This window comes from Pseudomonas fluorescens, assembly GCF_000967965.1.
Lineage (GTDB): Bacteria > Pseudomonadota > Gammaproteobacteria > Pseudomonadales > Pseudomonadaceae > Aquipseudomonas > Aquipseudomonas grandcourensis.
Genome location: NZ_LACC01000026.1, coordinates 117,347 through 129,617, shown reverse-complemented (window position 1 = coordinate 129,617; position 12,271 = coordinate 117,347). Strand labels below are relative to the sequence as shown.

Annotated in this window: 12 protein-coding genes and 1 pseudogene; 9 read left to right on the top strand and 4 right to left on the bottom strand. The window is 61.4% G+C overall.

What is annotated here, in order from left to right; translation table 11 throughout:
- Positions 1 to 140: 140 nt before the first annotated feature.
- Positions 141 to 593 carry a cupin domain-containing protein gene (locus VC35_RS21720; protein WP_046042499.1) on the top strand — a complete coding sequence of 151 codons (453 nt, stop codon included), beginning with the start codon at positions 141 to 143 and terminating at the stop codon, positions 591 to 593.
- 16 nt (positions 594 to 609) lie between these two features.
- Here the strand turns inward: VC35_RS21720 and VC35_RS21715 are convergent, their stop codons facing one another.
- Entirely contained in the window at positions 610 to 1,497 is an 888-nt protein-coding gene (locus tag VC35_RS21715; RefSeq protein ID WP_046042497.1) for a LysR family transcriptional regulator, read from the bottom strand.
- Positions 1,498 to 1,619: 122 nt separating this feature from the next.
- Here VC35_RS21715 and VC35_RS21710 point away from each other — a divergent pair, with 122 nt between their 5' ends.
- From VC35_RS21710 to VC35_RS30065, 6 genes are all read left to right on the top strand, one after another.
- Entirely contained in the window at positions 1,620 to 3,044 is a 1,425-nt protein-coding gene (locus VC35_RS21710) for an MFS transporter (protein WP_404942369.1), read from the top strand.
- 157 nt (positions 3,045 to 3,201) lie between these two features.
- Positions 3,202 to 5,205 (top strand): aminotransferase class I/II-fold pyridoxal phosphate-dependent enzyme, encoded by a 2,004-nt coding sequence (locus VC35_RS30220; protein WP_046042495.1) that lies wholly within the window; start codon positions 3,202 to 3,204, stop codon positions 5,203 to 5,205.
- A gap of 27 nt (positions 5,206 to 5,232) precedes the next feature.
- Positions 5,233 to 6,015: a transporter substrate-binding domain-containing protein gene (locus VC35_RS21700; RefSeq protein WP_046042494.1), complete on the top strand. Its 783-nt coding sequence runs from the start codon at positions 5,233 to 5,235 to the stop codon at positions 6,013 to 6,015.
- A gap of 142 nt (positions 6,016 to 6,157) precedes the next feature.
- The gene (locus tag VC35_RS21695) at positions 6,158 to 6,871 is read left to right on the top strand and encodes an ABC transporter permease (RefSeq protein WP_046042493.1); all 714 of its coding nucleotides are present in this window, start codon (positions 6,158 to 6,160) and stop codon (positions 6,869 to 6,871) included.
- 18 nt (positions 6,872 to 6,889) lie between these two features.
- On the top strand, positions 6,890 to 7,588 hold the full coding sequence (locus VC35_RS21690; RefSeq protein ID WP_046042492.1) for an ABC transporter permease: 699 nt from the start codon (positions 6,890 to 6,892) through the stop codon (positions 7,586 to 7,588).
- A complete protein-coding gene (locus VC35_RS30065) occupies positions 7,588 to 8,592 on the top strand; it encodes a DMT family transporter (RefSeq protein WP_046042491.1) in 1,005 nt (334 codons plus the stop codon). The genes VC35_RS21690 and VC35_RS30065 overlap by 1 nt, the downstream gene beginning before the upstream one ends.
- Here VC35_RS30065 and VC35_RS29110 read toward each other — a convergent pair.
- Positions 8,548 to 9,033, bottom strand: a pseudogene (locus tag VC35_RS29110) (TetR family transcriptional regulator C-terminal domain-containing protein); the annotation flags it as partial. The gene VC35_RS30065 and the pseudogene VC35_RS29110 sit on opposite strands and share 45 nt — an antisense overlap.
- Before the next feature lie 171 nt (positions 9,034 to 9,204).
- Between VC35_RS29110 and VC35_RS21680 the strand changes: the two are divergent.
- A complete protein-coding gene (locus tag VC35_RS21680; RefSeq protein WP_046042490.1) occupies positions 9,205 to 10,221 on the top strand; it encodes a M14 family zinc carboxypeptidase in 1,017 nt (338 codons plus the stop codon).
- Positions 10,222 to 10,388: 167 nt separating this feature from the next.
- Here VC35_RS21680 and VC35_RS21675 read toward each other — a convergent pair whose 3' ends face one another.
- Positions 10,389 to 10,748 carry a DUF6124 family protein gene (locus tag VC35_RS21675; protein WP_046042489.1) on the bottom strand — a complete coding sequence of 120 codons (360 nt, stop codon included), beginning with the start codon at positions 10,746 to 10,748 and terminating at the stop codon, positions 10,389 to 10,391.
- A 383-nt stretch (positions 10,749 to 11,131) separates the two neighbouring features.
- The gene (locus tag VC35_RS21670; RefSeq protein ID WP_046042487.1) at positions 11,132 to 11,500 is read right to left on the bottom strand and encodes a type 1 fimbrial protein; all 369 of its coding nucleotides are present in this window, start codon (positions 11,498 to 11,500) and stop codon (positions 11,132 to 11,134) included.
- A 263-nt stretch (positions 11,501 to 11,763) separates the two neighbouring features.
- Between VC35_RS21670 and VC35_RS21665 the strand changes: the two genes are divergently transcribed.
- The gene (locus tag VC35_RS21665; protein ID WP_046042485.1) at positions 11,764 to 12,222 is read left to right on the top strand and encodes an HvfA family oxazolone/thioamide-modified RiPP metallophore; all 459 of its coding nucleotides are present in this window, start codon (positions 11,764 to 11,766) and stop codon (positions 12,220 to 12,222) included.
- The last annotated feature ends 49 nt before the right edge of the window (positions 12,223 to 12,271 follow it).

Below are 12,271 nucleotides of genomic sequence, written 5' to 3'. Positions count from 1 at the left end.
TCCGCAACGCCCGCCGTTACCCCAGCATACAAAACCGCCGTTTCCCGACACCCGGGCGATACACGACAGCCTTCAAATGGAACCACCGGCATCGCGCCACTTTCGGCGCGACCCGGCGTGGTTCAACTGGAGGAAAGACAATGTTGCGTACCCACACCCGTCACACCCTCGGCAAGCTTGGTCTGGTCCTGGCCGCCGCAGGGCTCGCGACCGTAGCGAGCCTCTCTCAAGCCCAGGAAACCCAGCCGGCCCCGGCGATGAAAAGCTGGCAGCAGGGCCTGCACCGCACCGACCTGGTACACGAAGACCTGGGCGCCGCCAACCGCGAAGTCCTTCAGGTGCTCGTGGACTTCGATCCGGGCGTGACGTCGCCCAAACATGCTCACCCGGGTGTAGAGGTGGCGCATGTGATCAGCGGCACCTTCGAGTATCAACTGGAAGGGCGGGCACCGGTGACGCTCAAGGCCGGTGATTCGTTGTACATCCCCGAAGGCGTCGCCCATGTGGCGAAGAACGTGGGCCAGGACAAGGCCTCGGAGCTGGCGACCTACATCGTGAACAAAGGCGAGCCGCTGCTGATCCTGAAGGAGTAGGCGGGGAGCCACCGGATCATTGCGAACTGCAAACCTCCCACACACAACCGCGCAGCCAGCGATGCGCCGGGTCGGCGTCCATGCGCGGGTGCCACAGCATCGAAACCGTGATCGTCGGCGTAGGGAACGGCAGGGCAAAGCAGTGCATCCCCTGGCACAGGTTGCCGACGTGCCGCTGCGGTACGCTGGCGACCAGGTCTGAAGCCCGTGCCAATGCAATCGCCGAAGAGAAACCCGCAACAATGGTGGCGATGTCCCGCTTCAGTCCCATTTCATACAAGGCGTCGTCCATGACGCCTTTTTCGTGGCCCCGGCGCGAGACCAGGATGTGCCGGGCCTCGGCATAACGGACCGCTGTCATCTCGCCACGAGCCAGTGCATGGCCCTTGCGCACGACGCCAATGAACCGGTCGCGAAACAGCATTCGGGTGCGCACTTCCGGGCTGGTGGACTCGCCGATCACACCGGTTTCCAGATCCACCGAACCGTCGCGCAGCAGGGTGCTGTCCTTGTTCAGCTTCTGCACGAAATTCAAGCGGACACCGGGCGCCTCTTGGTGGATACGGGCGATCAGTGGCGGTCCGAAATTTTCCACGAAGCCATCGCTGGTGCGCAGGGTGAAGGTGCGCACCAGTTGACTGAGGTCGAGTGCCTCGGCGGGACGCAGGACGGCTTCGGCGTCCTGCACCAGCGCGCCGACCCGTTCACGCAACTCCAGCGCCCGGGGCGTGGGAACCAGTCCGCGCCCGGCCCGAACCAGCAGCGGATCGCCCGTGGTTTCGCGCAGTCGCGCCAGCGCCCGGCTCATGGCTGAGGGGCTCAGGCGCAAACGCTTTGCCGCGCGGGCCACGCTGCCTTCTTCGAGCAACACGTTCAGGGTGATCAACAGATTCAGATCGGGCATCGAATCAATTCCTGTAGGAGCGAGCCCTGGTTTGTGGATGAGATGGCGTTATATGCACGTATAAAGTGCAAATGCTGCGTCTTCCGCCATCTTATGGCCAGGCTTAGGCTCGGGACAACTATTTGAGGAGTCGCGAGAAAATGAAGTCCATATCGATCCGGGGCGCCTTGGCCAGCCTGTCGTTATCCATGCTGCTGTCGTCCCTGGGCACCAGCATTGCCAACGTGGGTTTACCGACACTGGCCGAGGCGTTTTCAGCGTCGTTCCAGGCCGTGCAGTGGGTGGTGCTCGCCTACTTGCTGAGCATCACCGCGCTGATCGTCAGCGTCGGCCGGCTCGGCGACCTCATGGGGCGGCGGCGATTGCTGCTGATCGGCATTGCGTTGTTCACCGTCGCCTCGCTCCTCTGCGCCCTGGCGCCCAATCTGTGGTTGCTGATTGCCGCCCGGGCCTTACAGGGCGTCGGCGCGGCCACCATGATGGCGCTGACCATGGCGCTGGTGAGCGGGGCGGTGCCCAAGGAAAAAATGGGCAGCGCGATGGGCGTGCTCGGCACGATGTCGGCGATTGGCACTTCGCTGGGGCCGACCCTTGGAGGTTTTTTGATTGCCAATCTGGGGTGGCGGGCAATTTTTCTGGTCAATGTTCCTGTGGGTGTTTTGGCGATTGGGCTCTCGCTCTACTTTTTGCCGAATGATCGTGATCGCAGTGAGAGGAGGGTGGATCGAGCGGGCTTCGATGTGCTCGGCACGCTGGTACTGGTTCTGATGCTGCTGGCTTATGCACTGGCGATGACCATTGGGCGTGGCAGCCTGGGGGCGCTGAACATGACGCTGTTGCTGGTGACGGTTTTTGGGCTGTGCGTGTTTGTATTCGTCGAGCACACGGCTAAGTCGCCTCTGGTCCGATTGACGATGTTCCGTAACTGGCAGATGAGCGCAGGATTCGTCATGAGCATGCTGGTGACCACCGTGGTCATGGCGACCATGGTGGTAGGGCCGTATTACCTCTCTGGCGCACTGGCGTTGAATGCTGCGAGCGTCGGGTTGGCGATGTCGACGGGTCCGCTGGTGGCCGCGCTGGCAGGCGTACCGGCGGGCCGATGGGTCGATCGTTTGGGCACGTATCGAGCCAGCACGATTGGGTTGATCGGCATGTTGACCGGCGCTTGCATCATGCCGGCCTTGCCGATGGCGTTCGGTGTGCCCGGCTACATCCTGCCGCTGGCGGTCATTACCGCCGGTTATGCGCTGTTCCAGGCGGCGAACAATACCGCCGTGATGGCGGACATTGCGTCGGACCAACGTGGCGTGATGTCCGGTTTGCTCGGCCTGTCACGCAATCTCGGGTTGATCACCGGCGCCTCGGTCATGGGCGCTGTGTTCGCCTTCGGCACGGCCAGCGACGATATTTTACAGGCACAACCCGAGGCCATCGCGCAGGGGATGCGGTTGACGTTTGCGGTGGCTGCGGGGCTGATTCTCGTGGCTCTGGTGCTGGGAGCAATTAGCAAAATCGTTTCACGTCGCTTGATTGCGCCGTGCTGAAAAACGGCGCGACTGTCGTGAAAACGACCTGTTTGCGCTGAACGCGAAGCCTCGCGAGTTTTCTGTTGAACGAGTGTTCAGTCTGGACTATGTTGGGGGCCACCTTCCCCCGGCTGGTTGCGGGCTTGCGTTTCTTCAATTCGAACGAGGCACTGGCATGCGGTTTTCACCCTTTGTTGAACGGATCAGTGGCCAAGGCGTTGCCGCTTGGGATATCCACTACGCGGCCAGCGCAGCACAACGCAAAGGCGAGGACGTGATCATCCTCAGCGTCGGCGACCCGGATTTCCCCACCCCCGATTTCATTACCGATGCCGCCATCTACGCCTTGCGTGAAGGGGATACCCACTACACCGAGATCGCCGGCCGCCAGGCCCTGCGCGAGGCCATTGCCGACCGCTACAGCCAGTTGATCGACCGCGAACTGCAGGCGTCGAACGTGATTCTCACGGCCGGTGCGCAGAACGCCTTGTTCGCCACCTCGATGTGCCTGCTCGGTGCCGGCGACGAAGTGATTGCCTTCGATCCGATGTACGTCACTTACGAAGCCACGCTCAAGGCGTCCGGCGCCACGCTGGTGCGGGTGCCCTGTGCGGCGGACTCGGGTTTTCGCCTCGATGCCGCCGTGTTGGCCAAGGCCATTACCCCGCGCACCCGGGCGATATTCTTCTCCAACCCGAACAACCCCACCGGCGTGGTACTCAATCGCGAAGAACTGCAAGCCATCGCCGACCTCGCCATCGCCCATGACCTGTGGGTGGTGGTGGACGAGGTCTACGAGAGCCTCGCCTACGAGCGTGAACACCTGAGCCTGGCGGCGTTGCCGGGCATGGCCGAGCGCTGCGTGGTGATCGGCAGCCTGTCCAAATCCCATGCCATGACCGGTTGGCGCATCGGCTGGGTCGTGGCCAATGAAGCCTTGGTCAACCATGTCGAAACCCTGGTGTTGAGCATGCTGTACGGCTTGCCCGGGTTTGTCATGGAAGCAGCGCTCAAGGCCGTGCAATCCCACGCTGAAGTCACCCACGGCATGCGCGAGATCTATCGTCGTCGCCGTGATCTGGTGGTGTCCGGCCTGGCGGATTGCCCGGGCATCAGCGTGCTCAACCCCGATGCCGGCATGTTCGTGCTGGTGGACGTGCGCGGCACCGGCCTGACCTCGCTGGAATTCGCCTGGCGCCTGCTGCGCGAAGCCGGTGTCTCGGTGCTGGATGCGGCGGCATTCGGTGAGCCGGCCCAGGGGTTTGTACGGCTGTCGTTCACCCTCAGTGACGAGCGACTGGCACAGGCTTGTCAGCGCATTCGCGGCTTTGTCCAGGTACTCAATGGTGAGGCGCGGCGGCCGGTGATCGGCACGGTGACCAGCACCGCGACCGTCCAACCGGTCGCGGCCAAGACCATGATCGAGGTCGATGGCCTGCACAAACGCTTCGGCAATATCGAAGTGCTCAAGGGCGTTTCCCTGACCGCCCGCGAGGGCGACGTGATTTCCCTGATCGGTGCCAGCGGCTCGGGCAAAAGTACCTTGTTGCGTTGCATCAACATGCTCGAAGTGCCGGATCAGGGACGCATCCTGGTCGATGGCGAAAGCATTCACCTTAACCAGAATCGTCCCGGCGCACCGCTGGTGTCGGACGCCAAGCAGCTGGTGCGCATCCGTTCCAGTCTGGGCATGGTGTTCCAGAACTTCAACCTCTGGCCCCATCGCACGGTGCTGGAAAACCTCATCGAAGCGCCGACCCAGGTCCTGCGTGAAAGCCGTGCGGAGGCCACTGAACGGGCCGAAGCCCTGCTCGAACGCGTCGGGCTGGCGGCCAAGCGCAACGAGTACCCGGCGTTTCTCTCCGGGGGACAGCAACAACGGGTGGCCATCGCCCGGGCCCTGGCCATGCGGCCCAAGGTCATGCTGTTCGATGAACCCACCTCGGCACTCGACCCGGAACTGGTCGGGGAAGTGCTGCGGGTGATCCGCTCCCTCGCCGAAGAAGGCCGGACCATGATCCTGGTGACTCATGAAATGGCTTTTGCACGCGATGTCTCTTCCAAAGTCGCCTATTTGCATCAAGGGCTGATCGAGGAAACCGGTTCGCCGGACGAAGTGTTCGTACACCCACGCAGCGAGCGTTGCCGGCAATTCGTCAACGCTCATCAGACTCGCTAACTCATCATAAAAAGACGGGAAAACAACATGGGAAATCGACGTTTTGCAAACTGGTTGACCGGTGCGGCCTGCGTAATGCTGGCCGGCATGAGCGCAGCTCAAGCACAGCCGATCAGGTTCGCGGTGGCAGCGGAACCCTATCCGCCGTACACCGAAAAACAGGCCAATGGCGAGTGGAAGGGCTTCGAAGTCGACCTGATCCACAAGCTGTGCAGCGAAATGAAAGCCGATTGCGAGATCAAGGAAGTGGCGTGGGACGGCATCATTCCGTCGCTGTTGGCGAAGAAGATCGACGTGATATTTTCCTCGATGTCGGTGACCGAAGAACGGGAAAAACAGATCGCCTTCAGCAAGGCCTACTACGACTCGGTGATCGCTCTCGTCGGCCCGAAAGAGGCGTCGGTGAAGAAGTACCCGGATGACCTCAAGGGCAAGATCATTGGCGTGCAGAACTCGACCGTGAGCGCCAGCTACCTGAAGACCTATTACGAAAAAATCGCCGACGTTAAGTACTACGACACCCAGGACTCGGCCAACGCCGACCTGATTGCCGGGCGCATCGATCTGATGATGGCCGACGGCACCGCCATGGCCGCGTTCATCAAGACCCCGGACGCCAAGGACCTGGCCTACCTCGGCACCGTGCCTTATGACCCGATCTTCGGCAAAGGCGTGGGCGCCGGCCTGCGCAAGGACGACACCGAACTCAAGGCCAAACTCGACAAGGCCATCCAGGAATTGCTGGCGAGCAAGGACTACGACGACCTGTCCCAGAGCTACTTCGGCACCAGCGTGAAGCCTGCGTTCTGATCCCAGGCATACAAGCAAAAACCTGTAGGAGCGAGCCTGCTCGCGATGAGGGCATGACAGTCACCAACCAGGTGGCTGAACCACCGCTATCGCGAGCAGGCTCGCTCCTACAGGGGACCGTGTCCTCCAACTGGAGACTGATATGCCGGCAATGTTCGATCTGATCAATTTCACCGAGCAGGGATGGGGCAGTGCGCTGTTGAAGGGGCTCTGGATGACCCTGCAGATTTCCGCCGGGGCCTTTGTGCTCGGGCTGGCCATCGGGCTGGTGGTGGCGTGCCTCAAGCTTGGCGCGCCAAAGCCGATTGCGGCGCTGATGCGCGGCTACACCACCTTGTTCCGGGCTGTTCCGGAATTGCTGCTGATTCTGTTGCTGTACTACGTCGGCTCCATGCTCCTCAATTCGCTGATGACCCAACTCGGCTACGGCGTGGTCGATGTCAGCGGTCCGCTGGCGGCCATCGTGGTGCTGGGGCTGGTGCAGGGCGCCTACGCCTCGGAGATTTTCCGCGCGGCGATCCAGGCGATTCCCTTCGGCCAGATCGAAGCGGGAAAGGCGTTCGGCCTCAACGGTTTCGGGCTGTTTCGCCGGGTCACGCTGCCGATCATGGCGCCATACGCCATGGCCGGGATGGCCAACCTGTGGATCAACCTGATCAAGGACAGTGCGCTGATCAGCGTGGTTGGCACCAATGAACTGCTGTACACCGCCAAGCAAGGTGCGGGATCGACGCGCCACTATCTGTTGTTCTACCTCACGGCTGCCGCGTTGTATTACGCGGTGACGCTGGTGTCCAACTACCTTTCGGGACGGTTGGAGCGACGCATTCGTCGCTGGATGCCTCTTGTTGACTGAACCGGCAGAGAGAATGAAATGATTCCAGCGTGGATAGTTGAATACGCGGCACTGTTGGGCCGGGGGCTGCAAACCACCCTCGCAATCCTGTTGATCGCCAGTGTGTTGGGTTTTGGCCTGGCGGTGTTGGTGGCGTTGGCGCGGATCTCGAAAAACAAGGTGATCGCCAAGGTCAGCCTGTTCTACACCAGCGTCACCCGCGGTACGCCGTTGCTGATCCAGATCTACATTTTCTACTACGGCCTGGGCAGCCTGTTTGCCCAGTTTCCGCTGATTCGCGGCAGTTTCCTCTGGCCGTACCTGCGCGACGGTTACTGGTACATCGTGTTCGCCCTGGTGGTGTCGGTGGGGGCCTATGTCGGCGAAGTGATTCGCGGTGGCCTGCTGGCCGTGCCCAAGGGTGAAATGGAAGCGGCCTCGGCCTTCGGCATGACCGCGCGCCAGTCCTTGCTGCGGGTACGCTTGCCCCGGGCGATGCGCCTGTTGCTGCCGACCCTGGCCGGGGAAACCGTGATGCTGCTCAAGTCCACGGCGCTGGCCTCGACCATCGCCGTGATCGATCTGCTCGGCGCCGCCAACGTGGTCCGCGCGCAGACCCTGCAGGTGTACGAACCCTTGGTGCTGGTGGCCGGCGTCTACGTCTGCCTGACGTTCCTGATCGAAGCGCTGTTTGCCTTTGCCGAGCGGCGCGGGACGCCGGTACGCAGGTCGGTCTGATGAGTTCGCCACGGGTTGACCGGTCGTTGCAGGGCATTGGCCTGTGCACGTTGGGTTACGCATTCCTGTCGTTGCAGGATGCGGTCATCAAGTGGCTGGTGGCCGACTATTCGGTGGTCACCATTCTGTTCTGGCGCGCCGCCGTGGTGGTCGTGGCAGTGTTGCTGGCGGGGCGCCTGCGCCTGATCCAGCGGGCCTGGCGCTCGCCGAGCCGGCGCCTGCTGGTGGTGCGCGGTTTGCTGTCGATTGTCGCCTGGGTGCTGTACTACACGGCGGCCCGGGACCTGACCCTGGCCGAGATGACCACCCTGTATTTTTCCGCGCCGATCATGGTCACGGTGCTGGCGGCAGTGATTCTCAAGGAGCGCGCCAGCGGCTGGCAGTGGTTCAGCCTGATCATCGGTTTTGTCGGGGTGGTCATTGCCTGTCGCCCCGACAACATGAACGATCCGTTGCCGATCGTCCTGACCCTGCTGGCGGCGATGTGCTGGGCGTTCACTTACATCCAACTGCGTCAGGTGGATGAGAAGACCTCAGTGCTGGAGCAGATGCTGATCACCAACGTGGTGTTCGTGATTTGCATGGCGGTCGCCTTGCCCTGGACCCACACGCCATCACCGACGCCCGCCTGGCTGGGCATGCTCGGCGCCGGCCTGGTGGGCGGCATTGGCCAGTTCCTGTTGTTCGCCAGTTTCCGCCGCGCCACCGCGACCTTGCTCGCGCCGTTCGAATATACCGGGCTGATCTGGGCGTTTGCGCTGTCGAGCCTGGTCTGGGGCACGCTGATGGACATGTCGCTGATGATCGGCGCCGGGCTGATCGCCGTCAGCGGCACCCTGGCGATGATCTTCGGCCGGCATCCGTCACAGGACGTCGTCGGTGCTGAATGCTCCGTGACGCAGCCCCTTTATCCAGCAACGGCAGATGTGCAGTCCGTTGGCGGCGCTGAAGGTCTCGGGGTTCAGGCACCACTCGAGCCAGAGACCGTCGAGCATCGCCGATAAGCCGATGGCGGCCAGGCGCGTGTCGTGAATCACGAAGCCTTCGCTGGCGGCCAGCCCGTCGAGCAACTGGCGGATCAGATCGAGGTAGGCGCGGTAGCTTTTTTCATGGGACTGGCTGACGTGTTCGGAGTGACGGATCAGGCTCCAGAACACCACCCACACGCCGAGCAGTTTCGGGTCCATGACCCTGGGCGAGAACGAGCCTTCGAGAAAAGCATCGATTTTTTTCGCAGGTGTCTGGGCCTGCTCGATTTCCTGGAGCAGGGCCGTGGTCAGTTCACTTGCAAGCCGCTGGTAGGTGTCGGCGATCAGTGCCTCGATGCTGCCGAAGTGATGGTTGAGCAACCCCACGGAGACTCCGGCCTCGGTAGCAATGCGTCGCACGGAAATCCCGGCGTGACCGTCGCGACCCAGGCAGCGCAGGGTGGCGGCCACCAGCATTTCGCGACGGTCATCGGGTTCGGCGCGACGGTTTTTCGGGGCATCGGTTGTCACAAGGCTGTCCTTGGGTGAGGTTCCACGATGCCGAGCTTAGTTGAACGTCTGTTCAATCACCAGCCTCGGCAGCAGCGATACAACGTTTTTCAACGTTCATGACGGGAGGGAAAGCCAATGCCGCAGGATATTTCGTTCAGTGTTCGCAACAACAACGGTGATGCCGTGCGGGTCGGTGCCTGGCGCTATGCAGGCGACGGCAGCGGGCCAACCGTACACCTGCAGGCCGGCGTACACGCCGATGAAATCGCCGGGATGCTGGTCCTGCATTTACTGATGCAACGACTGCAAATCGCCGAAACCCAAGGCCGGCTCAAGGGCAACATCACCGTGGTGCCGCAGGCCAATCCGCTGGGCATCGGGCAGTTTCGCCAGGGGCGGATCCTCGGCCGTTATCACGACGCCACTGGGCATAACTTCAACCGCTCGTTCGATCAGTCGGCGGCCATGGAACGACCTTCGACCTGCGTTCAGGAGTGGCAAAAAAAACTGGTACAACTGGCAGCCCCGGCCGATGTGATGCTCGACCTGCACACCGATGACGAGGCCTTGCCGTACCTGTATGTGCACCGCAGTTTCTGGCCGCGCGGTCGCGAACTGGCGGTGGCGATGAAGATGGACGTGGCGATCATCTGGGACGACGGCGGCGATGGCTCCTTCGAGGAAACCATCATTGCCCCGTGGATACGCGACGGAGTCACTGCAGGGCGCATGGCCGCGACCCTGGAGCTGCGCGGGCAGGGCGATGTCAGCGACCGTTTTGCCGAGTCCGATGCCGAAGGGCTGTACAACTGGCTGTGCGGTTGCGGCGTCATCGATGAGTCAGTGGCGCCCACGGACTGGCCCGTCGAAGCCGTGGAAATGGGCCACATGGAAACCATCATCGCCCCGCAACCCGGCGTGCTGATCTTCGAAAAAGAGCTGGGGGATTTCGTCGAGGAAGGCCAACGCTTTGCACGGATTCTTGGGCGGCCGGGTGATCCATCCTCCGAAGTGGTGTTGCACGCCGAACAAGCGGGGCGCCTGGTGACGCGCTATCGCGATCGTCTGATACCCCAGGGCATGGGGGTGGCGAAATTCACCGGCAGCCGGGTGTCGCGTAACTGGAGTGGTGGGTTGCTGGATCCGAACTAGTGATAGCCCAGCCAACATCAAACACACAAAACCTGTGGCGAGGGAGCTTGCTCCCGCTGGGTCGCGTAGCGGCCCCAGCTCTTCACCTGAAAAGCAGGGCCTGCTGCGCAGTCCAGCGGGAGCAAGCTCCCTCGCCACGGGGGCAGTGTTAGTCATAGATTCAGTGTTTATTCGCGCGGGTCGATTTGGTCCAGCACCCGATTCGCCGTGATCTCCGCCAACATCACACTGTTGGAAATCCCCAGCAGGGCATTGCGCGAGCCTCCATCCAGATGATCCACCAACTGATGCACCATCACATCGACCGAGGCTAGCGTTTCGACCAGATAAACGACCAGGGTTTCGGTCGTGGCTTCGGGGTCAACGGTAAACAGGTGGCTGGGTCTGCGCGGTGTGGCTTTGATGTCGGCAGTCGAGGGGAAGTGGAAGGCGAGCGCGCGTTCGGCGGCCTCGTTGAGCTTGTTTGAATCGGGTTCGTATGGGGAAGTCGGATCGGTGTCCGGCGGGTTGGGGGTGACCTTGAACATAAGCTAGATCCTTGTATGGAGCGCCACCCCTCTTGCGACTAAACGAAAGGGGAGGCAGCTGTACGCAGGTTAGTCGACCGGGGATCTAGCAAACCGGCGCGCCCGAAGGCGCCCTGCGCACAGCTACCATCAAGTGCAAGCATGGGAATGCCTGACTGACAGAGCTTGTGCACTTCACTAGAAAACCACGGGCGACTAAACCCGATCACTGATGGGCAGTGACGCGAACCAAGTTACTGAGCAGCTCCCGGACGCACAAGCCGGCGGATTCTGGCGTAACCGTAGGCAACGACGCAAGGTCCTGTAGCCCTTAGGAAATAACCTACAACCTCTTTAAACAGGTGCTTTCGGTCGGACGAAGACGTCCTGCGCGCGCCCCGTGATCAAGGCATGCTCAGGGTAATCAAGTAGTTTCCGGAGCGGACCGGCGAGCCTGCATCATCCACCAACACATACTGCTGATCGAAATAGCGACCTTCTTGACCACTGTCAGCGAGCAGTTTGACGTGGGTACGGGATTGACCGACAGCGCTCACACTGGCGGTTGGCGCGAGGGTGTTTGCCTCAACCCCCATCGCGCGACTCTGGGCAGAGCATTGGTAAAGATCGAATGTGCCATCCGTCCCCACGCGTGACTGACAGCCCGGCTCGACAATGCTGCCTTGAAACCTGATGGTGCCCGGCGCCGCCAGGCACGCACCACTGAATGCGAACAAAAGACTCAATCCCGCTGCTATACGTTTACCGTTCATGTCTGACGCTCCTTGAGTTGTAAGGTCTAGGTCGTCAATGAAGGGTAGTAGCTTGAGGCTTTTGTTGTATCGCCGTGTATCAAGGCACCACATCTTCGTACAGCCATACAAAACCAGCTCTCCACGGATACAGCCCGGATACACCACTGGGGCCAAATAGACCTGCCAAAGCGAGATGCACAACGCAGCTCGCAACCAGGTTTATCAACCCTTGCGGTACGACCAATGGTGGTCCAGCCGCGCACATGCTCCGGAGTATCAACATGTCTCGTATCCAGTCGAACAAAACCCGTATTGGCCTGATCGCTGTTGCACTGGTCGGCGGTATCAACTTCGCGTCCACCGCGTTTTCGGCCGAAGCCTTGCCTCAGGGCTATCAGCTGGCTTCCGCGGAGAAGACCAGCGAAGGCAAGTGTGGCGAAGGCAAGTGCGGAGCCGAAGCCAGCGCGCAAAAGACCCAGGCCGAGGGCAAGTGCGGTGAAGGCAAGTGCGGCGATGCATCTTTCGCACGCACCGACGCCGATCATGACGGCCGCGTGTCGCTCAAGGAACTGCTGGCGGTAGCACCCAAGGGCACTGAGGAATTCAAGGCGATGGACACCAACAGCGATGGTTTCCTGTCCGAGGGTGAGGTGTACAAGTTCCGCACCAACCAGTTCATTTCCAACGGCAAGAAAGTACCGACCGAGCTGTTCACCAAGTTGAGCCAGGCTAAAGACTGATCGGCCGCAAACAAAAAAACCTTCCTGTGTTGAAACGCAGGAAGGTTTT